The sequence below is a fragment of the Aliidiomarina sp. genome (assembly GCF_022565475.1).
Lineage (GTDB): Bacteria > Pseudomonadota > Gammaproteobacteria > Enterobacterales > Alteromonadaceae > Aliidiomarina.
The window spans coordinates 300,941-326,548 of record NZ_JAIUMR010000002.1 but is presented as its reverse complement, the minus strand read 5'-3'; the positions used below and the strand labels follow the sequence as shown (position 1 = coordinate 326,548).

The 25,608-nt window shown below is 48.8% G+C and carries 20 protein-coding genes and 1 riboswitch; of the genes, 8 read left to right on the top strand and 12 right to left on the bottom strand.

Annotation, left to right across the window (positions count from 1 at the left end; all coding sequences use genetic code 11):
• Nucleotides 1–3 precede the first annotated feature (3 nt).
• The gene (locus LAT77_RS03225) at nucleotides 4–1,305 is read right to left on the bottom strand and encodes a hypothetical protein (protein ID WP_290563103.1); all 1,302 of its coding nucleotides are present in this window, start codon (nucleotides 1,303–1,305) and stop codon (nucleotides 4–6) included.
• Between the two features lie 143 nt (nucleotides 1,306–1,448).
• The gene (gene gorA / locus LAT77_RS03220; RefSeq protein ID WP_290563102.1) at nucleotides 1,449–2,804 is read right to left on the bottom strand and encodes a glutathione-disulfide reductase; all 1,356 of its coding nucleotides are present in this window, start codon (nucleotides 2,802–2,804) and stop codon (nucleotides 1,449–1,451) included.
• A gap of 210 nt (nucleotides 2,805–3,014) precedes the next feature.
• On the opposite strand from gorA, the gene LAT77_RS03215 reads away from it, so the two are divergent.
• Nucleotides 3,015–4,022 (top strand): hypothetical protein, encoded by a 1,008-nt coding sequence (locus tag LAT77_RS03215; protein WP_290563101.1) that lies wholly within the window; start codon nucleotides 3,015–3,017, stop codon nucleotides 4,020–4,022.
• Here LAT77_RS03215 and LAT77_RS03210 read toward each other — a convergent pair.
• The 4 genes from LAT77_RS03210 to LAT77_RS03195 form a co-directional block, all read right to left on the bottom strand.
• Nucleotides 4,019–4,726, bottom strand: a complete 708-nt coding sequence (locus LAT77_RS03210) for an ABC transporter substrate-binding protein (protein ID WP_290563100.1) — start codon at nucleotides 4,724–4,726, stop codon at nucleotides 4,019–4,021. The two genes, LAT77_RS03215 and LAT77_RS03210, sit on opposite strands and share 4 nt — an antisense overlap.
• Nucleotides 4,727–4,872: 146 nt before the next feature.
• Complete coding sequence (locus tag LAT77_RS03205) at nucleotides 4,873–6,084, bottom strand: NupC/NupG family nucleoside CNT transporter (RefSeq protein WP_290563099.1); 1,212 nt, start codon at nucleotides 6,082–6,084, stop codon at nucleotides 4,873–4,875.
• A 55-nt stretch (nucleotides 6,085–6,139) separates the two neighbouring features.
• Complete coding sequence (gene udk / locus LAT77_RS03200) at nucleotides 6,140–6,772, bottom strand: uridine kinase (RefSeq protein WP_290563098.1); 633 nt, start codon at nucleotides 6,770–6,772, stop codon at nucleotides 6,140–6,142.
• A 149-nt stretch (nucleotides 6,773–6,921) separates the two neighbouring features.
• Complete coding sequence (locus tag LAT77_RS03195; protein ID WP_290563097.1) at nucleotides 6,922–7,515, bottom strand: hypothetical protein; 594 nt, start codon at nucleotides 7,513–7,515, stop codon at nucleotides 6,922–6,924.
• 203 nt (nucleotides 7,516–7,718) lie between these two features.
• Here LAT77_RS03195 and pheA point away from each other — a divergent pair, with 203 nt between their 5' ends.
• The 4 genes from pheA (at nucleotide 7,719) to LAT77_RS03175 (ending at nucleotide 12,314) form a co-directional block, all read left to right on the top strand.
• The gene (gene pheA, locus LAT77_RS03190) at nucleotides 7,719–8,891 is read left to right on the top strand and encodes a prephenate dehydratase (protein ID WP_290563096.1); all 1,173 of its coding nucleotides are present in this window, start codon (nucleotides 7,719–7,721) and stop codon (nucleotides 8,889–8,891) included.
• Nucleotides 8,888–10,675 (top strand): ExeM/NucH family extracellular endonuclease, encoded by a 1,788-nt coding sequence (locus LAT77_RS03185; protein WP_290563095.1) that lies wholly within the window; start codon nucleotides 8,888–8,890, stop codon nucleotides 10,673–10,675. Before pheA ends, LAT77_RS03185 begins: the two co-directional genes overlap by 4 nt.
• A gap of 104 nt (nucleotides 10,676–10,779) precedes the next feature.
• Nucleotides 10,780–11,253 carry a Dps family protein gene (locus tag LAT77_RS03180; RefSeq protein WP_290563094.1) on the top strand — a complete coding sequence of 158 codons (474 nt, stop codon included), beginning with the start codon at nucleotides 10,780–10,782 and terminating at the stop codon, nucleotides 11,251–11,253.
• A 140-nt stretch (nucleotides 11,254–11,393) separates the two neighbouring features.
• On the top strand, nucleotides 11,394–12,314 hold the full coding sequence (locus LAT77_RS03175) for a rhodanese-related sulfurtransferase (protein WP_290563093.1): 921 nt from the start codon (nucleotides 11,394–11,396) through the stop codon (nucleotides 12,312–12,314).
• On the opposite strand, the gene LAT77_RS03170 is transcribed toward LAT77_RS03175, so the two are convergent.
• The 6 genes from LAT77_RS03170 to LAT77_RS03145 form a co-directional block, all read right to left on the bottom strand.
• A complete protein-coding gene (locus LAT77_RS03170; protein WP_290563092.1) occupies nucleotides 12,311–13,657 on the bottom strand; it encodes an MFS transporter permease in 1,347 nt (448 codons plus the stop codon). The genes LAT77_RS03175 and LAT77_RS03170 overlap by 4 nt on opposite strands.
• Before the next feature lie 75 nt (nucleotides 13,658–13,732).
• Entirely contained in the window at nucleotides 13,733–14,524 is a 792-nt protein-coding gene (locus LAT77_RS03165) for a phosphotransferase (RefSeq protein ID WP_290563091.1), read from the bottom strand.
• A 57-nt stretch (nucleotides 14,525–14,581) separates the two neighbouring features.
• Nucleotides 14,582–15,226: a nicotinamide riboside transporter PnuC gene (pnuC, locus tag LAT77_RS03160; RefSeq protein WP_290563090.1), complete on the bottom strand. Its 645-nt coding sequence runs from the start codon at nucleotides 15,224–15,226 to the stop codon at nucleotides 14,582–14,584.
• On the bottom strand, nucleotides 15,219–15,473 hold the full coding sequence (locus LAT77_RS03155; RefSeq protein ID WP_290563089.1) for a hypothetical protein: 255 nt from the start codon (nucleotides 15,471–15,473) through the stop codon (nucleotides 15,219–15,221). Before LAT77_RS03155 ends, pnuC begins: the two co-directional genes overlap by 8 nt.
• Nucleotides 15,474–15,540: 67 nt before the next feature.
• Entirely contained in the window at nucleotides 15,541–17,637 is a 2,097-nt protein-coding gene (locus LAT77_RS03150) for a TonB-dependent receptor (protein ID WP_290563088.1), read from the bottom strand.
• A gap of 96 nt (nucleotides 17,638–17,733) precedes the next feature.
• Nucleotides 17,734–17,845, bottom strand: a riboswitch (TPP riboswitch).
• 81 nt (nucleotides 17,846–17,926) lie between these two features.
• Nucleotides 17,927–19,618, bottom strand: coding sequence for a cyanophycinase (locus LAT77_RS03145; RefSeq protein ID WP_290563087.1), 1,692 nt, complete (start codon nucleotides 19,616–19,618; stop codon nucleotides 17,927–17,929).
• 491 nt (nucleotides 19,619–20,109) lie between these two features.
• Between LAT77_RS03145 and LAT77_RS03140 the strand changes: the two genes are divergently transcribed.
• The 3 genes from LAT77_RS03140 (at nucleotide 20,110) to iadA (ending at nucleotide 25,606) form a co-directional block, all read left to right on the top strand.
• Nucleotides 20,110–22,881, top strand: coding sequence for a TonB-dependent receptor (locus LAT77_RS03140; RefSeq protein ID WP_290563086.1), 2,772 nt, complete (start codon nucleotides 20,110–20,112; stop codon nucleotides 22,879–22,881).
• Between the two features lie 72 nt (nucleotides 22,882–22,953).
• On the top strand, nucleotides 22,954–24,408 hold the full coding sequence (gene yfcC / locus LAT77_RS03135) for a putative basic amino acid antiporter YfcC (protein WP_290563085.1): 1,455 nt from the start codon (nucleotides 22,954–22,956) through the stop codon (nucleotides 24,406–24,408).
• A gap of 4 nt (nucleotides 24,409–24,412) precedes the next feature.
• On the top strand, nucleotides 24,413–25,606 hold the full coding sequence (gene iadA, locus LAT77_RS03130) for a beta-aspartyl-peptidase (RefSeq protein ID WP_290563084.1): 1,194 nt from the start codon (nucleotides 24,413–24,415) through the stop codon (nucleotides 25,604–25,606).
• Nucleotides 25,607–25,608 lie beyond the last annotated feature (2 nt).

Here is a 25,608-nt window from a genome sequence, read left to right as displayed (position 1 = left end):
TTTTTATGGGGTGCGTTGGCTAAAAATAAGCGCCGCCTGCTGCTGACTAAAGGCTTGATGAAAGCGTTGTTGTAACTGCAATAAGTCTTTCTCAATCGTGGTGATGACTACCCTGCTCGGCGCATCACTTTCCTCTGGTTCTATATTCATCTCTGCGAGTAAATCTAGCACTACCTGCCACATCGGCGAAGGATCATCCTGTCTGGGCACAAATATTGTCACAGCGACCGCGATTGTCTGACTACCGATAGGCGAAAAATGAAAATGATGCTGAGCATAGTCGTAAATCGGTGCCACTACATCAACCGGCCGACCATAACTTGGATAGCGATGCCCCGTGATCGCCGGACCACTATTCGCTTCCAAGACAATATAATTATCCGCGCGAACCGGCTGTTGAAAGTCGGTTGCCATGATATCGACACCGACTACAGCCACGGGTGCGGCTAATTCAGCGACCTGCTCGGCAATCACTTTATAGTCGTCAGCGATATACTCACTGCATTCAAAGGTGTCACCGCCAGTGCTAATGCTCGCTTTCTCATCAATGCAGTACCACTCACCACTGGGCAACACAGTGTTCAGGCTATAGCCGTATTTTGCGAGCCGCCGTAGTCGGCTGCCATCGAGGACAATCGGTAACCGGCACTCATTTGGATTCTTTCGTTTTTGCGCATTGCGTTGCGCAATTAATGTTTCAATTGTCGCCTGTCCGTCCCCGCAAATTGCCGGTGGCAGTCGTTTAAACACGCTGATACAACGCCCACCAACCACCAAAAACCGGGCTTCTTCAGCATGGTGAAACTGCAATTCCAAAATGATATCGTCGCGTCCTTGATTGGCTGCAACTGCTTCATCGATGGCCAGATCAAGACTCTCGCGGTCGCGAATACCGACGGTTACACCTTGCCCTTGTTTACCCCACGCTGGCTTCACCACGCAGGGCTTTTGCCACCGTGCAACAAATTGATAAGCAGGCTCGCGATGCTGGGCTGAAAATGATAAGCCTTCAGCAACAGATAGATAATTGGCTTGAAGTTGGTCGCGAAACTCGCTCTTATTGCGCAAGAAGTGCTGGGCAGTTTTATCATTTGGGTTACGAATATGCCCGCCGCGCAATTCCAAGCGCGGCTCGCTTCCGAGTATTTCAAAGCCCTTTCGCCCTTGCCAAACAGGCACACGATCCGCTTGCACAAAACGTTCGGCGATAACAAAGCTATTTAGGTTGAGCGAACGTCGGCGATTTATGATGACATGCAGTCGTTGTTTATAGGTTTGAAGCGAGTGTTCGGCACGCAAATCCATTTCTGCTGCTCTTCAATTGAATGTGTTCCGTTCATCATAGACGAATTTTTCGAATTGCAAAGACACCGAATATCTCGTGAACGGACAAAAAAGAAGCCGCGAACATGACGTTGCGGCCTCTATCGGTAACGGTAATAAAAACGTCAGCGCATCGTCACGAACTCTTCAGCACTGGTTGGATGCAACGCAACCGTGGCATCAAAGTCAGCTTTCGTCGCGCCCATTTTGATCGCCACGGCAAACCCTTGCAGGATCTCGTCCATACCTTCGCCAATGCCGTGCAAGCCCACGACTTTCTCGTCGTCACCCACGCAAACAAGTTTGAAGTGGCTAAGCTCGCGATAAGGAGTAATCGCGTTGTACATCGCAGCAAAACCGGACTTATACACTTTCACTGCGTCTTCACCGTAGTGTTCCACCGCTTCAAGCTCACTTAAACCGACCGTACCAATCGGTGGGTGGCTGAATACAATAGTAGGAATCAAACTGTAGTCCATGTGCGCGTCTGGCATTGCCGAATTAAACAAACGTTCAGCCAGTAAACGGCCCGCTTTAATTGCGACTGGAGTAAGCTGCGCCTCACCCGTAATATCACCGACCGCATAGACACCTGACACATTGGTATTTTGGTATTTATCGGTGCGGATAAAGCCGTGTTCGTCAGTATTTACACCTGCAGCATCTAGGCCAATTTTGTCGGTCGCTGGCTCGCGGCCGATCGCCCACACTAAGCAATCTACGTTGGTAATTTGCTCATCATTCAGGGTCGTGATGGTCAACAGTCCATTTTCGTCTTTGCTGACGTCTTTGACTTCAGCAAAGGTATGCAGTTTCGGCCCATGGCGCTCCATCAAGCCAGTCAGTGTATCAATGATATCGCGATCAAAGTACCGCAAAGGCCGGTCTTGGCGAACCAATAAGTGCGTCTCTGTGCCCAATGCATGTAAAACACCAGCGATTTCGACAGCAATGTAACCAGCACCAACGACGACAGCTTTTTGCGGTTGCTCAGTCAACGCAAAGAAACCGTCAGAATCGATACCGTATTCCGCACCCGGCACGGCCGGAATGGTCGGGCGGCCACCAACAGCGATGGTGATATGATCGGCCGTAATCTGCTCACCGTTCACTTCGACGGTGTTAGGGCCAACAAACTTGGCAAAACCTTCAATGTAGTCAACCTTATTGCCTTCAAAACCACGATGATAGGCACCATGAATACGCTCGATGTAGGCCTCACGATTCTTGACTAACGTGCCCCAGTCAAATCCTTTTTGTTCGAGTTGAAAGCCATATGCTGCGCTATATTTAATCGCTTCGGCGACATGAGCTCCATACCACATTACTTTTTTCGGTACACAGCCGACATTGACACACGTTCCACCGACTGCTTTAGCTTCGATGACTGCGGCTTTTGCACCGCGAATGGCTGCTCGATTGGCTGAGGCGATACCACCGCTACCTGCGCCAATACTCAAATAATCGTAATGTTTGGTCATTTCATCATCCTTACTACGTGACTGCTGAAGTGGCTTTAGCTTGCGCAATTCACACGACTTTCGAGCTAAAACACGACAAAAATTGTTGCGGATTATAGCACAGGGTGAACCGCAAAAACTTTACAGAATTTTCAATCATCCTCATCTAGACCTTCGGTTAGGAATCGGGCAAGCTGAGAAGTTGAATCAACTTTTTAATGGACTAAGTACATGCGCTATCCTTGGCCACTCCTGCTCTTACTTGTTGCTGCAAGCTCAGCAACAAGTATTGCTGTGCCAGCAGAGAGTGACGAACAGGATAAAACTGAACAAGAGCAAGGAAAAGACGACAAGGAGAGTGAACTTGAGCTTGGATGGCTCGACTCGTTAAGATCTGGCGTCGAATATTCGGTTGATGGCACCGCACGCTGGTTTGATAATTTTTTTGGTGATAATCGCAGTTTCGAAGATACAGGTCGCGCTCAAGGTCGCCTCTCCATCGAGCCACAGTGGAGCGAATACAATGGCTTTCGACTTGACTCCAGTTTCCGTGTCGAAGTCCCGCTGCCGAATACAGAGAATCGTTTTTCGGCAATTATTGGCCGCACCAGTGTCGACGATTTCAATTTTGGCGATGATAATTATCGTCGTGCTTCAATATTCAGTTCCGCGCAAGATGACCGCGAATGGATTCTGGGGTTAGGTTTTAACCCGAGCCAAGGTGAAACCAGTCGACTTCGTTTTAGTGCCGGTATTCGGCGTGGATTGCAGGGTGACCTCTATACCCAAGGTCGCTACATCTACCAACAACGCTTGACCGACAGTCAACAGTTACGCTCTCGCACCAGTCTGTTTTGGCGTGACAGCGACGGTTTCGGTGTCTATCAAGGACTCGATTGGGAATTTAGCCCTGACCCCTCATGGCTCGCGCGTTGGGCAGTTGATGTCACACGAGCTGAACGCGTTGAAGGCTATCGTTGGGGCGCCAGTACAGCGGTCTACCATGTCTACGCAGAGGAGCGTGCAGTTGCCACGGAGATCTTCTACCGTGGTGAAACAAAAGCCGAAGTACCGGTTAATGATTATGGTTTTCGCTTAATTCATCGCAGTCGCTTTAAACGTGACTGGCTCTACTTCGAAGTTTGGAGTGGGATGCATTGGCCACGTCGTGAACTCTCTGAGCGTCGACGTGGCGCATGGCATATCGGACTAGAATTTGAAATGTGGTACGGCAATTAGCTAGTAAAGTCAGATACGTCTAATTCTTCATCGAGATTAATTTCAACCGCAGCGCGATCACGCAAGAGCTGAATGGTTCCATCAATACCATTCTGCCGCAATGACGCTTCCATTTCTGAACGCTGTGCGTTGAGCATACTGACACCCTCAGCGACCAAATCGAACGCCATCCAAGGTGCTTGCGGGTTGCGGCGTTGCATTTGGAACTCAATTCGAATCGGTGGGCGTCCACCCTCTTCGACTAACTGAGCACGAACGGTGACTCGACGCTCATTCTCATAATTGCCCGCGGGCGCAAACACGATACGATGCTTGTTCTCGTCGTACTGGGTAAACACGCGCGCATAAGTCGTGACCAAGTAGTCACGAAATGCTTCCACAAACGCTTGTTGCTGTTGCTCGTTTAAGCGTCCCCAATTCCGGGCCATCACTGCGCGCGCGGCAAATTGATAGTCCGAATGTGGCAATAATTCTTGCTGCATGATGTCACGCAAATAATTCGGATTTGCTTCAATCGTCGAGCGCTCAGCGCTAATCCGATCAGTCATACGGTTGGCGACTTGCTCAAGCAATTTATACGGGTTTGACGTATCAATCTCATCTGCCTGCACGGTCTGAGTCGACAAAACTAAAGCGATAACCGCTGCAAGCGCGAGGTAAAAGCTGCTCGTTCGGCGTTGCATTACTTGGCGTACAAAATTCATCTGTTCACTCCTTTAACTTGCGAATGCACTGCTTACGCAGTACACCCTGAACAAGTTCAAATTTTGGTGGCTATTATCGCAAATACAGAAGGGCCATTCACTAGACTAATTGTATAGATTTGTCAGATAGTGCAGCTTGGCCTCGATTACGACGCCAAGGCAAAGAAGAAGCCCGCAATGCAAGCGCTCATTAGGTTAGCCAGCGTTGCCGCGAGCAGCGCACGCATACCCATTGTCGCGATATCTTTGCGCCGCGACGGTGCCATACCACCAAGACCGCCGAGCAAAATTGCAATCGAAGAAAAGTTAGCAAAACCACACAGCATGAAAGTAATAATCACCTGGCTTTGCATGCTCATTTCGTCTTTGTAATTGGCAAAATCGAGGTAAGCAACGAATTCGTTAATAACGAGCTTCTGACCGATAAAGCTCCCGGCAATCTGTGCTTCTTCCCATGGAATGCCCATAATGAAGGCTAATGGCTGGAAGATATAACCAAAAATCATCTGCATGGTCAGGTCTTCATTGCCGACAAAACCGCCAAGCCAGCCCAAGATGCCGTTCACCATGGCAATTAACGCCACAAACGCAAGTAACATTGCACCCACGTTTAACGCCAACTGCATACCACTTGAGGCACCCGAAGCGGCTGCGTCAATCACGTTCGCCCGACGCTCTTCGGTCGGAATATGCGACAGTTCATTGTTCGGCTCTTCGGTTTCAGGAACAATGATTTTTGCCATTAATAACGCACCCGGCGCTGCCATAAAGCAGGCGGCAATCAGGTATTTCAGTTCGATACCAAGGCCCGCATAACCGGCAAGGACCGAGCCTGCAATCGACGCTAAGCCACCAACCATTACCGCAAATAATTCAGAACGAGTCATATTCGGAATAAACGGCCGCACGACGAGTGGTGCCTCAGTTTGACCAACAAAAATGTTCGCAGCCGCTGACATCGACTCTGGGCGACTGGTACCGAGCAGTTTCTGTAGCGCTCCACCAATTAAATTGATGACCTTGGTCATCAGGCCGATGTGGTACAAAACTGAGATTAACGACGAAAAGAAAATGATCACGGAAAGGACATGGATGGCAAAAATAAAGCCTTGTGAATAGTTACCCAGATCACCGAATAAAAACGCGATACCGGCGCCTGCAAAGTCAATGACCGCTGCTACACCAAAGGCGATGTTACCAAGAATATCTTGGCCGACGGGCACGTATAGAACAAATGCGCCTAAACCCGCTTGTAGTGCAAAAGCGAGAACAACCGTGCGCCAGCGAATATTTTTTCTTGCGGTTGAAAACGCAAAGGCCACGAGCAACAACACGGCCATACCAATGAGGCTAATCATGCTTTCTTATCCTTTCGGTCGAACTTATTCTGATTCCTAATCGCTGAGCTTAGCATTACTCAGCAAGCAACTGTCTAATTTTTGTTTTAATAATGTCGATGGCGATTTCATTTTGTCCACCGCGCGTGACGACTAAATCGGCAAATTGCTTGGAAGGGAAGATAAAATCAAAAAACGCTGGCCGTACGTATTGTTCATACTGCTCGGTAATCGAGCTCAGTGATCGACCACGTTTTTCGATGTCTCGATTGATGCGACGCAAGAGGCAAATGTCGAGTGGCGTGTCCATAAACACAGAGATATCAAATTGTTCACGTAACTGCGGGTCACACAAAAGCAAAATGCCTTCCACCAAAATGACGCGCGCAGGCGTTACCGTAATCGTATTCTGCAAGCGCGTATGTTCTTTATAACTGTACTGCGGCATCTCCACTGACTGACCTGCTCGCAATTGACGTAAATGGGCAGCAAGAAGTTCATGCTCAAAGGCACTTGGGTGGTCATAATTCGTCAATACCCGCTGCTCTAACTGCAAGTGACTTTGATCGCGATAATAGGCGTCTTCTGACAACACCGAGATACGCTCACCGCCAAGCTCCGCCACGAGTTCCTGATAAACAGTTGAGGCAAAAAGGCTTTTTCCGGACGCCGACGGACCGGCAATAGCAATAATGGTTGTTTTTCCCACGAGAGACCCTATGAGTAGCAGCAATAAAGTGACAGCGTCGCTGTTAAATCTCCGGCATTATCCCGAATTTTGGCGTATTTATAAACATGAAATTCGCAATGTCGACGCAGGTTCGTCGATTTAACTTTTTCGCAACGACCGTTTCATCACTATTCCCGCCCTTCATAACCCCATGGTGCTGGTGGCGTTGGAATGTTCGTCGTTAAATCGAAATCCACTCGCCACGTCCATTCGCCGTCGGCCATCGTCCCATAGCTATAGCGTTCGCCCGGCACGATTTCAATCCGCCAACCAAGGGTTTCACCTTGATCGCCTGTCCGCTCGGTAAAAATAAACTGTTGCTGTTGTGCAGTGCCCGGGGACGTTGTGAACCCGCCATAGCCCGTTTCTTCAGAGTCTGATCCGTCGGGCTCACGATGGTCATGACTGAGCGTGAGGTGATCCTCGTGCAAGGTATAAATCCACGTTCGTGAACGATCCCAATCGCCCTGCTCTGGGCGCTCAATATGAAACGGAGCATAGACTTGCGTCTCTGAACATTTTCGAAAGTGCACCACTAAAGCTTCATCACCAGCGAGTAAATCCCGCCCAGGGCGCTCAACAATTCTTTGACCGGAAAACGCTTGACCGCAAAGTGTCTGCAAGCTATTAAAAAATGCCACATGGGGACGCTCATCAAGCATTTGCGTTTCGGCCTGTGGGTCTGCGGTGACGAACATCATCGTTAGAATTGCCGCTATCATACTCTCGTCCTTCTGTTTGAATTCAATTGACTGCGACGTTGAGACTCTTGTCACAGCTTAATGTGTTAGTTATACCACACTCTACCCGGCAAACTGATTTTCACTGCAGAACCGCAGCAATGGTAAAAACAGCGAGGAAATTTCGGCGACTTTCATGCTATTTTGTACGCCTGATGTTTTTTCAATAATGATTGGACGTGAGAATGGAACTAAAAGACCTGCGTGACAGGATTGAATCGATTGACCAGCGCATAATTCGAGCCCTCGCCGAGCGGCGCGATATCGCTCTCGCCGTTGCCAAGTATAAAGCGGAAAAAGAAGGTTCGGTGCGTGATACCGAACGCGAAGCGTCATTACTCCTAACCATTATGGAGCAAGGACGGAAGCTAGGTCTCGACCCCAGTTATTTGGCCCGTCTTTATCAAGTCATCATCGAAGACTCGGTTCTCACCCAACAAGCGTGGATGCAGCAAAGCGAGCACCCCGGCGCCATGACCATTGCTCACTTAGGCACAGCGGGAAGTTACTCGCATCAGGCGGCATTGGGCTATGCAACACGGCGGCAATGCAGTTTTCATGGGATCTCCTGTGATAGCTTCCGAGAAATTTTGGCGGCCGTCGAAGAAGGCCGCGCTCCACTCGGTATTTTACCAATTGAAAACTCAACATCAGGTTCCATTAATGAAGTCTATGACCTTTTACGCCACACGCATCTGCATATTGTTGCTGAGACGTATTTGTCCGTCGAACATCAAATCTTAGTGCGGCCGGAACATGAGCAAGAAAAGATTCATACCATCTATGGTCATCCGCAAGCGATTGCGCAATGCTCAAAGTATTTAAGCCAACTTGACGGCGTTCAAGTGCTCGCTTATCCATCATCAGCCCATGCAATGGAATATGTCGCCGCTCAAACCGAGCCCGGATTCGCAGCTTTGGGTTCACAAAATGGTGGTGCCTTGTTTAATTTGATTGCCACCGCTGGCAATCTTGCTGACCAACCAGAAAACCAGACGCGTTTTATTTTGGTGCAACGTCACCCCGTTCATCTACCGCAGCAACTGCCTGCGCGAACCAGTCTTATCATGGCGACCCATAACCAGCCTGGTGCGCTGGCCGATGCGCTCATTGTGCTGCGCGAGCATCAGTTAAACTTAATTAAACTTGAATCGCGCCCGATGCCGGGTAATCCGTGGGAAGAGTTATTCTATGTCGACCTTGCAGTTCACGAACAAAACCCACAGTGGCAGCAAGCAGGGAAAGAGCTGAAAGCGATGACCCGATTTATAAAAGTGCTTGGCTGTTACGCTGACGAACGGGTAAAGCCGACACATGTCAATATTCCCGAGCCGACCGACCAAGGACCTAGCCAATGAAGACCGCAAAATTTTCACTCTTATTCGCGAGTATTAGTCTTGCGCTCGTCGCGACCGCGTGTAGCCCCAACTCGCCAACTCAAGTCGCGGTCGATCCGAAGTGCGAGACGTCAGTCAGTACTTACCAAAGCCTTGCTGACTCTGAAGGCCAAACCATTAACCTGACCGGTATCGTCCATGGTGTCTTTCACGGCGAGTCGCAACTTGGCGGTTTCTTTATGCAAGCACCCAACGCTGCTGGTGCGGTGTTCGTCCACGATAGTGAGATGATTGGTACAGTCACTGTTGGTGATCAACTCAACCTAACGGCGACCGTGCAATCGGGCCAAGGTCATTGGGAACTGCACCAAGTCAGCGATATCATCCACTGTGGTCAATCGGCCGTCACAACACAAACGTTAACGCTGCCAGTAGCAAGCGACGCATCGTTGGGCGAACATCTGTTTCAACGCGTCAGAATTGATCAAGACCTGCTCGTCATTGGTCACTATCAGCTCGCTCGCTTTGGTACATTAGACCTCGCCAGTGAACGATTGTGGACCGCAACGCAAGTGGTCGCGCCGGGCGCCGAAGCTGCTGCTTATAGTGCGAACAATCAGGCAAAACGTCTCGTTCTAGACGACGGTTCGTACACCGAGTATCCAGAACAAATTCCGTATCCTACTGGGGGGCTGCATATCGATAACCCGGTACGCAGCGGTGATACCGTCCGTCAACTCGAGGGCGTCCTTGTCCGCGTGGGACAGAATTACCATCTGCACCCTGTCACTGAACCTGAGTTTATCGCCACCAACCCGCGTGCTCCAGTGCCGGATATTGATGGTGGTGACGTTCGTGTGGTCGCGTTTAACGTCTTGAATTATTTCAATGGCGACGGCCAAGGTGGCGGCTTTCCAACCCCACGGGGCGCAGCGAATACGACTGAATTTGAACGTCAGCGCGCGCGCACCATTGCCACTATGATTGCACTGGATGCCGATATCTATGCCTTAATGGAAATGGAAAATGACGGCTTTGATCAACACAGCGCACTAGCCGATTTAACGCGCGGACTTAACGAAGCGGCAGGTGCTGATGTCTTTGCCTACGTCAGCGCTGACACGGATCGTGTCGGTTCAGATGCCATCACCCAAGCGATAATTTATAAACCAGCACAGGTTACGCCTGTCGGTGATTTACTCTGGACCACCGATGGTGCCTTTGGTTGGGGTAGCCGACCACCGCTGCTGCAAAACTTTCAGGTCAACGCCTCTGGTAAGCAGCTCGCGGTTGTTGCCAATCACTTTAAATCGAAAGGTGGTTGTCCGCGCGATCGCAACGACGCCAATGCCAACCAAGGCGATGGCCAGGCGTGTTGGAACGCACTACGCGTCGAAACGGCGCTCGAATTAGCAGCCTGGCTTGACACCAACCCAGGCGGCATTGAGCACGACAATTTTGTCCTACTTGGTGATTTCAATGCCTATAAACAAGAAGATCCGCTGACTGCATTGGCCGGTGTTGGTTATCGTAACCTTGCCCATGACTTCGACCCGGACGGTTATTCGTATGTCTTTCGGGGCGAAAAAGGCAGTTTAGATCATGTGCTCGTGCATGAACGTATGCTTTCCGCCGTCATCGGGATGGCGCATTGGTATATCAATTCCGACGAACCTGTTGCGTTCGAGTACCCGCTGGAGAACAAGACGACTTGGCAACAAGAGCATTGGTACGCACCAACGCCTTATCGTTCGTCGGATCATGACCCTATTCTTACGGTTATTGATTCAACGCAACTCGATTAAAAAAGCGAATGGTACAATCGAAAGATAGCGCTCGAGATTGCGCCGAAACTTGTTAAACTCAATATTACGAGTTAAACACTCATCCGATTAAAAGGAGCCACGCGATGAAACAATTGAATGTTATTGGCCTAGAACAGGAAAGTGCGAAAAAACTTGCTGACAAACTCAATGAGCTATTAGCAAATTACCAAATTTTCTATATGAATGTTCGTGGTTTTCACTGGAACGTGCGCGGCGAAAACTTCTTTGAACTGCATGCAAAATTTGAAGAAACCTACAATGACTTACTGCTTAAAGTCGACGAAATCGCTGAGCGGATTTTAACCCTCGGCCAGCGCCCGCGTCATGCCTACTCTGCCTATTTAGAGCAAAGCTCAATTGCAGAAGAGAAGGACTTACACGACGGCCGCGAATGCGTCACCAGCATTTTAGGCAGCTATAAAACGGTTATCGCTTTACAGCGGGAAATTCTTGAGCTTGCTGGAAATGCAGGCGATGAAGGCACGAATTCATTAATGGCTGACTACATTAGTCAACAAGAGAAAACAGCTTGGATGTTGACCGCATACCTTGGTTAAACGTCTTTAATCTCAATACCAAAACGGCAACATTCGCACATGTTGCCGTTTTTTTGTATAATCCGCGCCCGCAAAACACCATTTGGTAAACACCTGGCCCTGAATTTACGGTTCAGCCAGCTAACGAAAGGTTTCTACCCATGCAATACATCTGCGCTGCGCTCTACAAGTTTGTTGAGCTCAATGATTATGAGGCATTACGCCAGCCTTTATTTGACGTGATGGCCGAACACCAAGTGAAAGGCACCCTCCTGCTTGCCCGCGAAGGCATTAACGGCACCATTTGTGGTACCCGTGAAAGCATTGACGCGACCCTCGCATGGTTGCGTAGCGACCCGCGCTTGGCCGATCTCGAGCACAAAGAATCACTCAGTGAAGCGCAAGCCTTCTACCGCACCAAGGTCAAGTTGAAGAAAGAAATCGTGACCATGGGCATTGATTGGATCGACCCGAAGAACGTGGTCGGCACCTATGTGAAACCGCAAGAGTGGAATCAACTGATCAATGACCCAGACGTCTTGCTCATCGACACCCGCAACGACTACGAGTACGCGGTTGGCACCTTTAAAGGGGCAGTGAATCCGAAAACAGAAACATTCCGAGAATTTCCTGAGTACGTGCAGCAGCACCTCGACAAAGGTAAGCACAAGAAAGTCGCCATGTTCTGCACTGGTGGTATTCGTTGCGAGAAATCGACGGCGTACCTAAAAGAGCTTGGCTTCGACGAGGTTTACCACCTGCAAGGCGGGATTTTAAAGTATCTTGAAGAAGTGCCTGCGGAAGAAAGCATGTGGGACGGCGAATGCTTTGTCTTCGACCAACGCGTTACGGTCAAACATGGACTTGAACCGGGCACTTACGATCAGTGCTACGCCTGTCGGATGCCTATTACGGCCGAAGAAATGGCTTCTGAGTTGTATCAAAAAGGCGTGAGCTGTCCGCACTGTTACGACAAAACGACGCCAGACCAAAAAGAACGCTTTGCTGAGCGCGAGAAGCAAATTCAGCTGGCCAAGCAACGTGGCGAAAAACACATTCGCGACGGTCGCCTCGAAGGTTAATCGGCCGTTACGTTCGGCAGGGTTAAGGCACGGACGCCAGCAATAATGCCCACCGCGATGAGTAGCACTAAGACCATCGCGGTGCCAAACAATTCATCGAGAATCCCCAGCAACATGCCCAGCAGCAACAAAGCCCCAATGACGGTATTACTCACCGCCGTATACTGCGCACGGTTTTCTTGGGTGGCCATGTCAACCAAGTAGGTTTTGCGACCCACTCGAGCACCATGATGGGCAACTGCGGCAAGGAAAATTAAGCCACCGCCAACCACGCTTAAACCAAGCCATTCAGCATTGGTCCAATTAACCACCAAGGTTAACGCCATCACCACGGACGCCATAAAAGCGGCGGCGGCCATGACGTGATGGCTGGCGCTGTCCGACCATTTCCCCCAAAATCGCCCCGCGAGCATGCCAGCCAAACCACTGGCCAGGAGCAGGCCGCCAAGGCCGGTCAATGCACCGTCGGTTTGACGTTGAATCAAGACGACAATATAAGGAATGGAAAAAGCAGAGGAAACGAGCAAAGCACGAGTCAACACAAATTGGCCGAAATTCTTGTCCTGCCAGAGTAGCCGTAACGACTTGATCGCCTCAGTGATTGCATTGCCGCCACCACTGGTCGCGCCTGGCGTTTCCGGAATGCGGGCATAACTGACTGCAGCAAATAACCATAAAAATGCGGCACCAGTAAATAAGGCGATAAATAGATTGAGACTGCCATCAACCTCGGGTGCAAACATGATCAAAGCTGCGGTAGCAAGGGTCATAAAACCAGCCGTCGTTGCCGCTAATCCGGTCAAGCGACCGCGCCGAGTTTTTGAAATCGTTTTACCCAAAACATCTTTACTGGCCACCGAGCAGATACCGCGAGAAATACTGAAAACCACCAGCCAAGCAATCGTCCACCAACCAAAAGCCAGTGGTGACAACGTCTCGCGACTCAGCAGCACCAGTCCAGCGACAATCAGCAGCAGCGCCAGCGCTTGTCCAACGCTACCAACAACCCAAAACCATTTCCGCACGGGTCGTTCACGCATGCGCTGGGCGACAAACAACTGTGGTAATAAGGAGAGCGATTCACGTAAAGGGACGAGCATGCTGATAAAAAACGCGGGCGCACCGGCTACGGACAACATCCATGGCAGCACAAGACGGGCACTGACGAGCGAGTCACCAAGCTTTGTCAGAGTGAGACTCCATAGGTGCAGCATAAATGCTGTCGGCTGCTCACTGCACGCCTCAGCAGGAATATCCTTGCACACGCGCGCGTCTTCATCCTCAGCTAAATAACCATATACGCGCTCGGTAAGCGGACTCTGTTGGTCCTTACTGCTCGCCATACCTTCTCCTTTCACGCCTCCAATCCTTCGTCCTGTGATTTTGGGTTTAGGTGGTCGCTGCCTTAACGAAGTCCTTTACACCGATTCAGTCGCTGTCAGTGCTTCTTGTAATTGAAACCAGATACGATTAATCAGCGCCACGAGACGAACCCAGTCACGAAGTTCTTCGCGATCAAGCATGTACTCCGCTGTTTGGTTGTAAACCTCTAAAAAAGCGTCTATTTCATCATCATAGAGATCGTTAATGACCATCGTTGACGCCACATCAAAGGCTGGGTGCCCATAACCGGCATACTCCCAATCAATGATCTTTAATTCTGGACGGAAAAAAACATGTTCCGCATTAAGGTCGTGATGGCAAAAAACTTTCGGACCATGCTCCCAAGCTGCAAACAAGTCCGCATAGCTTTCGCAGTCACTCCGCGCGTCACGGCCACGGCCTGGCAGTAGGTCTTCAAGCGCGTTGCAATAGGCCTGCACCCGCTCACTCAACGACCAAGGTCGCGCATCAACCTGTAATTGATGGACATGCAGCTGCGCTTCGGCAAGTTGTTCGGCGCGTTGAATGGGATCGAAAATGTTAGCCACGGAATCGCCATTGAGAAATTCTTGCACCACGACGCCAGCGTCTTGGTCAGCATATATCACTTGTGGAGCTGAGCCTTGCTCGGCAAGTAACTGATCAAGCTGAATCGCTTCGCCACTTTGGCGTCCAAATTCCGTGTCATGGGAGTATTGTTTGACAATATATTGATGTTCGCCATTCTCAATGCGCCATGTCGAGTTGGCGAGATCATGGCCAATGGCGTGGGTTTTCCAAACACCATGAACCGGTAAGTGTGCTAAACAACTTGTTGGAAATGCCATCGTCTTGAGATCCCGTCATTTACTGCTACATAGCGTTATAGTCTGAGGATAATCTCCCTATTCTGCAACCGTTTCCATGCGCATGTCGGTTTTGTTCTCGTGCTCGTCTTTCAGTGCTTGGCGCCATTTAAAATAACCTATAGTCGCCATCACGGTATAAACCGCAAATAAGATCGAGGTCGCATGAAAGCCTTTGAACCAAAACAAGCCCACGTATAGTAAATCAATTACTATCCAATAAAGCCAGTTTTCTAGGAGTTTTCTCGCGACCAAGAACGTCGCAAAGAAGCTAAACACCGTTGTGATCGAGTCAAGATAGGCAAAATCCGCATCGGTGTAGCGTTGTAACAACCACGCAATTGCTAGACTTAAAGGAAGAAGAACCAGCCCCCATTGCAGGTGCCATTGCCACGTTTGACTGCGAATCGGTAGCTGGCCTGTTTGCCCATGTTTGGCCGCTGGACTATAACGCCAAGACCAATACCCATAGACCGCCATGACCACATAAAAAACCTGTAGCAAGGTTTCCATATAGAGCCGGCCTTGAAAAAATAGCACGGTATAAATACTGGCACTGATCACCGCTGCTGGCCAGCACCACAGACTTTGGCGAATCGCCAGTAGAACATAGGCAACCGCCATGCCGACGGCAATAAGCTCCGCCGTCGACGACAACGCCAGAAGGCTGAGTAACTTATCCATTCGGATTTAAATCTCGATTAATAAACTTACAGACCAACACTTGTGACGGCACCTGTTGATAAACCCGTTCAAGTTCGTCGGTTAGAATCGCCATCAATGTCCGGTAGTCGCCAAAAATCTGAGTGCTCATGGTATTCGTATTGACGGTCAGCTCGTCGTATTGCGCCAGACGTTCGACAAATTCGCCAATAATTTCCCGGTATTCGACGGCTAATGGATACAAACTAATTTCTGCGGATAACTGCATCGTACGGTCCTCTTGAAAGGGGGCAGAGTGCAAGCTCTCACTCTTACACCCTGCCCCTACTGCTTAGTTAGAAACGATAACGCGCGGTAACGCCGAAGCGACGCGGTTCACCGAATTGAATGTAATTTTCGGCAACGTAATCTTTACGTGGATCATTGCCGAAATAGAAACCGCGGGTCGTATAGTCTTTGTCGAATAAATTACGTGCCCAAAGACTGAATTCCCACTGGTTATGCGTTTTGCTTAGACGCGCATGAACAAGCCCATACGAAGATGACTGTTGATCATGACTGTTGGAATAATAGAATTTATCACGACCATCAAGCTCCAAACGTAACAACCAGTTCTGCGGAAGTGAGTACTCACCACCCAGATGCAGTTGCCAATTTGGCGCATGCGCCTGCGCACGACCGCGCAAATTGGTACCATCGCGTAACACTAAGTCATTAAACTCAGTTTCTAACCAACCGAGGTTGACGAATAGACGCAAAGCATCGTTTGCTACCCAGTCAAGTTGAGCTTCGATACCATAGTTAGTGCCGTCCGAGGCATTATCCATATAAGTGACGAAGACCGCGTTGCGCTCGACATAGGCATTCACTTGCATGTCATCGCGCCAGCTGTAAAAAGCATTCAGTTGCAGCGACACACTTTGTTCCGGCAAAAATGCTTTGTAGCCAACTTCGAAGTTGGTCAAATACTCCGAGTCGAACGTCGCGCGTGACTGCAAAAACTCACGATGATCTTCAAGATTGCGATCTTCCACCCGACCTAAAGCTTCGCCGTTTACACCACCACCTTTAAAGCCACGTGTCAGTGAGGTATAGACAGTTCGCATCGGTGCCAGTTGATACTCTAAGCTGACGCGACCGCCCCAAGCATCATCCTGTGGGGCAGACGTAATACCGCGACTGTCGCGGTAGTCATTATCGTAGCGCTCCCAACGGACGCCATAGGTTAAGCGCAGGCGTTCGTTCAATTGTTGCTGTAACTCACCATACACAGCCGTACGCTCGGTGTCATATTGGCTGCTAAACGGCGCACTTAAATAGGTATAATCGCGATCCAGATCTTGTGTCCGCTCTTGGCGGTACACACCCAAGAGCCAATCGGTTGCTATGCGACCAGCCATGAGTGGCTGTGCTGAGAGTATGCGCGCTTCTAATTCAAGTTGATCACGCTCACGATAATAAGCATCCCAGGAGTTGTATTCCCAGCCGGGACGAATACCTTCGAAGGCCCAATCTTCATCAAAACTATACTCTGAGTCAGCGGTTAAGTAACTGGTCATGAGCTGTAATTCGTAACCCTGATCGCTCAAGTAACGAAGGGCAACGCGGCCGGCATGACTGTCGAGGGTGTCTTTGCCCGGCGTGTCTGACAAGGTTTGGCGATTGCGGTCGAGACTCCACGCGTCATAGCCGTTATCCAGATTAAAGTGGTGGTAGGTGAAGTCTGCAGACCATTGGTCATTGAGTTGCCAATGAGCATTCAAGCGCAGCGTGATTTCGTCTTGGTTTTGGGTGTCTTTGCGTTGCAAGTGAATGTTTTCAATGAAGCCGTCACTTTGATAGCCAAATAACGAGCCACGCCAAACCAAATCCTGATTCACGGCGCTACCGTAAGCGAGGCCAAGGCTGCGACTATTGTAGTTGGCTACCATGGCTTCAAGGACACCGTTTGGATCAGCATCGAGCGCTGTACTGCTCATGTAAATCATGCCAGCCATGGCGTCAGCGCCAAACCGCGTGCTTTGCGGTCCACGGAATACTTCAACTTGGCCGATATCAAAAAGAATACCAGCGGAGCCTAGGCCACTATAGTTGATACCGTCGAGTAGGAGGCCGACCGACGGATTGATTGGATCGACAAATTGACTGCGTTCACCGATGCCGCGAATCTGGACAAAGCTGGCACGCGACGCACCCGCAGCTAAGTTCACATTTGGGGCCATGAGCAAAGCCGCCTCAAGGTGTTCCGCTTGACGTTGGCGAAGATCGTCACCGCTCAATACAGAAACACTCGCTGCCACGTCTTCAATGCCGCGACTGCGGAATTCTCCCTGCACAGTGATGCGCTCAATTGACTTTTCACTTGCCTCTTCTGCCACAGCGGGCATAGCAATAGCGGTCAACAAAGCAATGGTTATTGGATTTAGTTTCATGCTGGATCTCTTCTTCCTAATACAAAATAAAGAATGAGATCCGGTTCTGCGTAAATTGGTGGGTGTGTAATCAGGGTCGAGTGAGCAAAGCGATTACAGATGTTCATTACCAATCCCTACGCCAGTATTAACCGGATCAGGTGCAAAGGGTTCACACACGTATCTCAGCCGCACTTTGGATTAAAGCGAGGCACCCCTTTGGTAATTTGCTGTCAGTATTTCACTGCAGCGGCCGCAGTATAACGAATTGCGATTGCTTTGCAAGTTTGGGCTTCCAAGGCGAATGCATTCAACGCCCAATCGATTGATAATGAATAATTCCCCAAACTATTTCACAGCGGCTATCCGCATGAGCAATATTTGTAAATTGATCACTCGCAAGAATCACTTGCACATCTTCATTTTCATCATAGTAAAGAATTTGCTCTGAACACTTCTGCAATGCAGCGGTTATTGAGCGATCTCGCAAAAAATTTGATAACTCCGATTCGACAGTTTTATGCTTCTGTTCCTCTGAAAAGTGTAACTCAGTAACTAAATTACCATTGAGACTCAGCCTTCCGCGAGTGCCATCTCGAAGATATGCAAATCGGCCAGTTAGACTACCTTTAGTTCTTTCTCCCTGCGCTAACAGATAAACGCCATTCGCACCCTGAACCCAAAAATCGCCTGTTCGACTGTTTACAAGTAATGCAGTAGTTTCGTCTATTCCTGCAGCTAAGTTGGCCTTGCTATCAACTAGAAGCTGAAGCAAGCGGGCCTGACGACCTCGCTCTGAGAAATGAGTGTCGAGGAGCCCAAATTCATAAAAACCTATCCCACCTTCTGGGTGATACGCCAATGCATCTGCTACCGGAGCTTTTTTGCACTGGTTCAGCTCTTCGCAATCAGCTGCTGGAGGTTTCGCTATGGCAAAAGCGCCATATTTTAGAGCTGCCCTGCTACTTCCGTTTGAAATCATTGCAGCTTCAGTCATCACCGCCGTTCCTGCACTCGTGCCCCCAACGATCATCTTACCTTCCTGCAAACGTTCCCGAATACGTTTTAGCCAAGCAGACTCAGAACCATTAGATAAAATAAAAGACTGACGCGTTAAGCTTTGGTCGCCCCCGTTGATAAATATCCCGTGGGCACGATCAATGAGAGTTATGAGTTTCTCAGGCTGCGAACAAAACTCAGACTGAAACTCGGCAAGCCAAGGAAACACACGCTCACGATCATATGCATGCTGGTATTGAGCTCTCAAACCCGCAAGGTTTTCACATTGACTACTAAACACCGCCTGCGCAAATGCAGCGTCAATCGGCAACCATTCAACATTGACACCTGTTTGAGAAAAACTACTAATATAGAAATCAACCGCATCGAAGCTATCTCTTCCAGAGGCAGTGACAACTAATACAAGAGGGGCTTCTCCTTCGGCTTGCGCAATTTCTGTCGCACGTTGGGCAAATGTATGAAAAAGTTCTGCCCCGTGTCGTTCGACACTTAACTCAAGTTGACTGAGTTCGCTAACCGATGCTCTTTCTGCAGCTTGTAAATAGTCACGAATAGCCTGCCACTGTTCAGTAGTCAGCGCGCGCCAAAGACTCGGATAAAGTTCAGCGAAAAAGCGCCTAAAACCCGACAAACTCACTATCTCTTCGCCGAAATGCCGGGATATACGCGTGAGCGTTTGAGCGATTTCCTGTTCAGTTTCAGGATCGCGTTGCCAAAGTGGACTAGCAAGCAAACCTGCTAAGCGGTCACCACTTAAATCAACATTCATCTCCGTTCTCATCGTCGCAGGGTCAACCCAATCGGTCTCTTTACAGCGACGCAATGACATGCTTGAACACGTATTCATGGAGCCACCAACAAGCATCAAATTCCACTGCTCTGGAATCTCACCTTCTGATTTGGCGTGAGCTGGGAACATTTCCCAACACAATAGCCCTAAAGTGACAACGGCAATCCAAAAACGAATAATAACTCTGCTCACTGCTTACTCCGAATATTAACGACACAATCGCTTGTTGTGATAACAAAAAATCTACTTATGTTGACTCTTTTTAAAACTAATGCTAAATCTTTAAATAAGTCAACGCTCATTTCAGTCTACTTGTCCAAACAAGATGACGTGAGCTTGTTAAACTTTGAGATAGCGAGAATTTATCAACACCATGTTGAAGAAGGCAGCAAAATTATCTAGCTATCATTATCGGAGTTACTACCTCTCCGAGTGGTGGAACGAATAGGAAGAACCGCTGGTAAACACCTTTTTTACCGCGGCCTGCTCGTGCCCAATGCTCGAACATCCGCAATTCTATCGTTGTTTAGTTTTAGCAATTAGTTTCTTGTTGTCCTGGATGCGTCCTCGTGTACTTCGCGCTGTAATCCATCGATGACACGCATTCTTAATCATGACATCGCTGGCACCCTCAGGTTTTTTAACCCGAAGCAGCGATTCATCAGAATTGCCAGAGGTTTGATATGAAAAACCACACAATATTAAAACCAACTCTTGGATTCACAGTTTCAGCTCTCGTATTAGCGATGAACTCAGCGTGGGCGAATGACGAAAGTGAAGCAGAGGAAGTAACTCCACCTAGTGAACGTGTCGAAAGGATTCTCGTAACCGGTTCTCAAATACGAGGCGTCGATCTTGAAGGCGCTCAGCCATTGATATCAATTGGTGAAGACGATATCAGAAACTCATCGGCGACAACTGTAAGCGAATTACTTCGTGAAGTCGGCCAAACTCGCGGCGGTGAAGGAAGCTTTTCAACCTTTGCCAGCGGTGCATTGCAAGGGGACTCGCCCGTCGGTCAAGCCGCAGCATCATTGCGCGGTCTCGGAGCATCCTCAACACTTACACTAGTTAACGGCCGGCGCGTGAGCGGAAGCTCATTTGCCAATAATTTTGAGAACTTCGTCGATATCAATTCCATCCCATTATCTGCAATTGAACGAATTGACATTCTTGCCACCGGAGCCTCTGCAACCTATGGCGCCGATGCCATCGCAGGCGTAATCAATTACATTCTGCGACGTGATTTTGAAGGTGCAGAAGTTTCGGTTAGTTACGGCAATTCAGAAGCAAGTTCTGACGACGGGAAAGCAAATGTAAACATAATTGCGGGCCGAAACTTTAATGACACCAATGTAACTGTATTTTTCGACTATTACGATCGAAAGCCACTTTTTGACCGCGATCGTAGTCGCACAGCCAATAGCTTTTTTCCAAGTCAGCAAGGAATCTATCCGAGTTGGAATACTCGTTTTTTTGATGATGACGATTATGTTGAAGCAACCTGCCCTGCTGAGCTAGCTAACGTTGGTAGTTTTGGTGAGTACTGCGAATATAACCAAAATGCAGTGATGCCCACCTATACTGCGCTAGAGTCTATCGGCACCGGCTTCATGTTGACGCATCAATTTGATTCAGTGACTTGGTTTAACGAATTCATGTATACCCAAACCAAAGCCACAAGTAACTCGACGGCCGCGCCGTGGAGCGGTTATGACGTAGCCTTTGACCATCCAAATATGCCGGCTGAGCTTCGCGACCGCTTCCTCGATCTTTGGGATTCTATTGGTGAAGCTCCGCTCGGAGAAATTCGCGGATGGGGCCGTTTTCCTGTCGGCCGCACGATCAGTAACGAAACCGAAAGTTTACGATTGGTTTCCGGTTTAGAGGGGAATTGGGGTAGCTGGTTCTGGGAAGCCGCCGGAACATACTCTGAATCGCGATCTGAGCAGCGCGCTGAAGCCGGCATCTATAATCGAAGTCGTTTTGAAGCAGCTCTATTTGGTGAACTATGCGCTGACGGCAGCATTTCCTGTAGTCCAAGCAGTGGCGGACTATGGTACAACCCATTTGGTGGCCAAGCAGAAAATTCTTCTGAAGTCTTAGATCTTCTGCAAGAGCAGTTACCACGAAACGGGCTCTCAAAGTTATACAGTATCGATTTTAGAACCTCGGGTGATCTATATGAGCTTTCTCACGGCACGCTAGCCGCTGCGGTGGGTATTGAAGCTCGTCGCGAGGAGGTGACCGACACACCAGATCCATTAGCGCGAGGTACCTTCGAAAACAATTACACTCCGGGAGTAATTGGGTTCGGCTCTACTGGAGCGCGAGCGAGTCGGAGTCAATGGGCTGCATTCGCTGAATTATTCGTACCGATTTCCGAAAAATTAGATGCTCAAATCGCTGGCCGTTACGATTACTATGACGACTTTGGCGGTGAATTTAATCCTAAAATTGGCCTACGCTATCAAGTAACCGACGACTTCATTACTCGCGCATCTTGGGCTCAATCATTTCGCGCTCCGTCATTGAGTCAAGTTGGAGCTGAAATCACACTCAGCTCATTTAACCTAGAGTGTAAAGATGAGTTTCGAGGAAACTATTGCGGCGAAACACAGATTGAAACCAATATTCTAACCAAAGTGTTCGGTAACGAAAATTTAGAAGCGGAAGATTCTGAGTCTTTCAGCGCGGGTTTCGCTTGGAGTGTGAATCGCGACATTACGCTTACTATGGATTACTGGCAGTTTGATCACAAAAATATTGTTGGTGTCGATGGTGAATTTTTGTTAAGACGAAGCCTTAGTGATCCTAGTCTACGCTTCTGCGGTGAATTACCAGCGACAGTAAGTCAAGGTATTGGCTTCGAAGAATGTGATGCAAACGGCGTTGGCATCGTAACGAGCCGACTCGCTGGAGATGTTCACTTGCAACTCGAGAACCTTGGTACACAGAAAACGCGCGGTATTGATGCAACTTACACCCATTATTTCGATATTGACGGTGTGGCACGTTTTACATGGTTAGTCGATTTAACCGTTCTGTTAAAGTTCGATCGCCAACTCTCACAGAACGCAGATGTTGAACAGTTAGCAGGCAGTTTTCGCTATCCGCGTACGGTGTTGACTAATACTCTGCGTTGGAGTCGCGATGATTGGTTCGGTAACATTCGCATCCAATATACAAGTGGATATGACGACGATATCGAAGCATTCCGGGTAGCTGACTTAGAGCGACTTGGAATTAGTGCCGACCGAAAAGTCCCCAGCTGGACGAAAGTCAATGCAACCTTAGGCTATGATCTGAGTGAAAACCTAACATTGAGATTTAACGTTGAGAACTTATTCGATCGTCAAGCTCCGTTTGCTTATGGAACAAGCGCCAATGTCGATCACTTCAATCATGATACGATGGGTCGTTACTATCGCTTAAGCGCGACATATCGTTTTTAAATGTATCGCGGGGACCACTCCCGTGGTCCTCGCAGATTCATAGTCCGCCATACGACATCGAGGTAAGTTGTAATGACTCAGCAGGCCAATCATTCGCGCGTGCCTGACACTTTCGTTATCTTGTTTTTTGTCGCTATGTTAGCAGTGGTTCTAAATTGGACCATTCCTGCTGGTAACTTTAGTACTGCGATCATAGAGCAAGAAACATCTCAAGGTGTGCAATCTCGCGAGGTTCTTATACCGGATTCATACCAATCGGCCGAACGGCAGCCATCCTTACCATGGTTTGCAGAAGGTGGTGAAATTGGTGTCGCGAATATTCCTTTTGAAGGCCTTGTGTCGGGAACAAAATGGGGCAGCGCTATTGGTGTGATGGCTTTCATTTTAATTGTCGGGGGAGCTTTCGGAATTATAGTTCAAACGTCAAGTGTTGAACGGGGTATATTAACTCTGATTCAACGCACTCAAAGTTACCAACAAATTTTTTTAATTCTGATCTTTACTGTGTTTTCACTTGGAGGAGCGATCTTTGGGATGGGCGAGGAAGCAATTGCATTCTGCCTGGTATTACTACCCGTCATGACCAAGCTTGGATACGATAAAGTCACAGTCGTTCTGGTTACATATGTCGCGACTCAAATTGGATTCGCCACTTCTTGGATGAATCCATTCAGCGTCGCAATTGCGCAGGGAATAGCTGACGTTCCGCTTCTGTCTGGTGCAGGCTATCGTATGCTTCTATGGTTTTTTCTCACGAGCATTGGTATTGGTTTTACGTTGTGCTATGCAGCTAGACATCGTTCGCCAACGCCTCACCTCTCAGCGGCGGACACGGATAAAATGGCCCCCGAAATCTCGTTTACTCGACTCGATATTGTCATTCTAAGTCTGTTTAGCTTGGGCCTCGTTTGGGTAATTTGGGGAGTGGTCGCTCGCGGTTACTACATTCCAGAACTCGCTAGTCAGTTCTTCGTGATCGGCATAATTATTGGCATCGTTGCTGTTGTCGGCCGCAGATTCTCTGCTAATACTATGTCCCAAGCTTTTGTTCGAGGAGCTCAAGACCTATTACCAGCGGCACTAATTGTCGGCTTCGCGAAAGGAATTATACTTGTCCTTGGCGGCAATGAACCAACAGAGCCATCTACTCTAAATACCATATTACACTTTGCTGGAAATGGATTAGGACAACTTACTGAACCATTTGCAGCAGTCAGTATGTTATTTTTTCAAGGCACGTTTAACTTCTTTATGACTTCGGGCTCGGGGCAAGCGGCATTAACGATGCCGATCATGGCACCTTTGGCAGACTTAGTTGGAATTAGTCGTCAAACCGCAGTACTTGCATTTCAGCTTGGTGATGGTCTTACTAATATCATTGTTCCTACATCCGCAGCATTAATCGGCTGTCTTGGTGCAGTCAAGCTCGATTGGGCGAGTTGGTTGAAAGCTATATGGAAGTTTCAATTGCTCCTCGCAGGCATGGCAACTGCCTTTGTCATTATCGCCGTTCTCATAGGATATTAAACCCATGCTCACTTTAATTAAGAACGCGCACGTATTTGCGCCGGAAGATGTAGGCTACCAAGATATTCTCATCTGCGATGGACGCATCGCTGCTATCGGATCAGCTATTTCGCTCTCTTCGATAGGAGTTAACGTAACATTAATTGACGCAAACGGAATGATTGCGTTACCGGGATTCGTAGACCCGTTGGCCCATATTACTGGTGGTGGCGGTGAAGGTGGATTTCACACACGAACACCGGAGATGGAACTCACGGAAGCAATTTTATATGGTGTTACAACACTAGTTGCCGGTCTTGGAACCGACGCAACAACACGCAGCTTGCCGGATCTTCTGGCAAAAGCGCATGCGTTGGATCATGAAGGAGTCTCTGTCTATTGCTACACAGGCTCTTATGAATTTCCGGTAAAAACCGTACTTAGTTCCGTGCGCGAAGACATTTTATTGATTGATAAATTCATCGGTGTCGGTGAGGTCGCTATTGCCGATCATCGTGGATCTCACCCGAGTATGCACGAACTTGCTCGCCTTGCTTCCGACGCTCGAGTTGGAGGTATGCTTGCAGGAAAGCGAGGCATCGTTTTCCTGCATGTTGGTGAGGGCCGTGAAAAACTAGATTTGATTCGGCAGGTTATTCAAAACTATCCAGTTCCGGTAACGCAGTTCTATCCAACGCACATGAACCGCTCAGTTGAGCTACTTCGCAATGGTTACGATCTCGCAAAGAATGGGGTGGTACTCGATGTTACCGCCAGTACCACTCCAGAACTGGTCTCTCAAGGAGAACTCACTGCTGCTCACGCATTGGCCACTGCCTTAGAGGACGGATTAGACTTTAAACAAATCTCGTTCAGTTCTGACGGGAACGCAAGCCTGCCTGATTTTGATAAACACGGAAACTTAGTTGGACTGCAAGTCGGGAGAGTGAGTAGCCTATACTCTGCTTTCGTCAGCGCCGTACTCGACTACAACATCAGTCTTCCAGTTGCGGCGCACGCTGTTAGTACAAATGCAGCTCGATACTTGGGCTTGAAACGCAAAGGTCGACTTGTACCAAACTATGATGCCGATATTGTCTTAATGGAGAGCAAGACTTTAAAAGTCGAGCATGTCTGGAGTCGTGGTAGACACGTTGTCGCTCAAGGTCAAGCTATGGCGTTACCGACGTTCCAAGCAGCTAAAGAAACTCGAAGGTAAGC

What these genes read in the sequence shown, in the direction of transcription:
- LAT77_RS03225 (WP_290563103.1), bottom strand. Translation starts at nt 1,305, where the DNA reads ATGGATTTGCGTGCCGAACACTCGCTTCAAACCTATAAACAACGACTG.
- gorA (WP_290563102.1), bottom strand. Translation starts at nt 2,804, where the DNA reads ATGACCAAACATTACGATTATTTGAGTATTGGCGCAGGTAGCGGTGGT.
- LAT77_RS03215 (WP_290563101.1), top strand. Translation starts at nt 3,015, where the DNA reads ATGCGCTATCCTTGGCCACTCCTGCTCTTACTTGTTGCTGCAAGCTCA.
- LAT77_RS03210 (WP_290563100.1), bottom strand. Translation starts at nt 4,726, where the DNA reads ATGAATTTTGTACGCCAAGTAATGCAACGCCGAACGAGCAGCTTTTAC.
- LAT77_RS03205 (WP_290563099.1), bottom strand. Translation starts at nt 6,084, where the DNA reads ATGATTAGCCTCATTGGTATGGCCGTGTTGTTGCTCGTGGCCTTTGCG.
- LAT77_RS03195 (WP_290563097.1), bottom strand. Translation starts at nt 7,515, where the DNA reads ATGATAGCGGCAATTCTAACGATGATGTTCGTCACCGCAGACCCACAG.
- pheA (WP_290563096.1), top strand. Translation starts at nt 7,719, where the DNA reads ATGGAACTAAAAGACCTGCGTGACAGGATTGAATCGATTGACCAGCGC.
- LAT77_RS03185 (WP_290563095.1), top strand. Translation starts at nt 8,888, where the DNA reads ATGAAGACCGCAAAATTTTCACTCTTATTCGCGAGTATTAGTCTTGCG.
- LAT77_RS03180 (WP_290563094.1), top strand. Translation starts at nt 10,780, where the DNA reads ATGAAACAATTGAATGTTATTGGCCTAGAACAGGAAAGTGCGAAAAAA.
- LAT77_RS03175 (WP_290563093.1), top strand. Translation starts at nt 11,394, where the DNA reads ATGCAATACATCTGCGCTGCGCTCTACAAGTTTGTTGAGCTCAATGAT.
- LAT77_RS03170 (WP_290563092.1), bottom strand. Translation starts at nt 13,657, where the DNA reads ATGGCGAGCAGTAAGGACCAACAGAGTCCGCTTACCGAGCGCGTATAT.
- LAT77_RS03165 (WP_290563091.1), bottom strand. Translation starts at nt 14,524, where the DNA reads ATGGCATTTCCAACAAGTTGTTTAGCACACTTACCGGTTCATGGTGTT.
- pnuC (WP_290563090.1), bottom strand. Translation starts at nt 15,226, where the DNA reads ATGGATAAGTTACTCAGCCTTCTGGCGTTGTCGTCGACGGCGGAGCTT.
- LAT77_RS03155 (WP_290563089.1), bottom strand. Translation starts at nt 15,473, where the DNA reads ATGCAGTTATCCGCAGAAATTAGTTTGTATCCATTAGCCGTCGAATAC.
- LAT77_RS03150 (WP_290563088.1), bottom strand. Translation starts at nt 17,637, where the DNA reads ATGAAACTAAATCCAATAACCATTGCTTTGTTGACCGCTATTGCTATG.
- LAT77_RS03140 (WP_290563086.1), top strand. Translation starts at nt 20,110, where the DNA reads ATGAAAAACCACACAATATTAAAACCAACTCTTGGATTCACAGTTTCA.
- yfcC (WP_290563085.1), top strand. Translation starts at nt 22,954, where the DNA reads ATGACTCAGCAGGCCAATCATTCGCGCGTGCCTGACACTTTCGTTATC.
- iadA (WP_290563084.1), top strand. Translation starts at nt 24,413, where the DNA reads ATGCTCACTTTAATTAAGAACGCGCACGTATTTGCGCCGGAAGATGTA.